Annotated in this window: 1 pseudogene; it reads left to right on the top strand. The window is 62.6% G+C overall.

Annotated features, from left to right (window positions below):
- Positions 1–466: pseudogene (locus tag AACY52_RS29900) on the top strand (efflux RND transporter permease subunit); the annotation flags it as partial.
- Between the last annotated feature and the right edge of the window lie 69 nt (positions 467–535).

Genomic DNA, 535 nt, shown 5'->3' with positions numbered 1-535 from the left:
CGTGGCAATCCCGGTCTCGCTGATCGGCACCTTCGCGGTGCTGGCGGCCGTCGGCTATTCGCTCAACAACCTCTCGCTGTTCGGGCTGGTGCTGGCGATCGGCATCGTCGTCGATGACGCAATCGTCGTGGTCGAGAATATCGAACGCTTGATGGAAGAGGAGGGAATTTCTCCTCGCGAGGCAGCGCACAAGACGATGGACGAGGTGTCCGGCGCGTTGATCGCGATCGCGCTGGTGCTGTGCGGCGTGTTCATTCCGACCAGCTTCATTCCCGGCATATCGGGGCAATTCTATCAGCAGTTTGCGTTGACGATCGTGTCGGGGACGGCAATCTCGGCGTTTGTGTCGTTGACGCTGTCGCCCGCCCTCGCGGCGATGGTGCTCAAGCCAAAGCATGACGAGGAGCCTAAGCCGGGTTGGCGCGGGTGGGGCACGCGCTTTGCGCGCGGTTTCAATCGCGGGTTCGATTAACTGGGCCGCACCTTCGGCAAGTTCACCGCGCGCGCGGTTCGCAGCCTCGCGATCGTCGGAATC

This window comes from Pseudomonas sp. EA_65y_Pfl1_P113 (assembly GCF_963970525.1).
Classification (GTDB): domain Bacteria; phylum Pseudomonadota; class Gammaproteobacteria; order Pseudomonadales; family Pseudomonadaceae; genus Aquipseudomonas; species Aquipseudomonas tritici.
The sequence above is the reverse complement of the archived record's forward strand: the minus strand, read 5'-3'. Positions and strand labels throughout refer to the sequence as shown.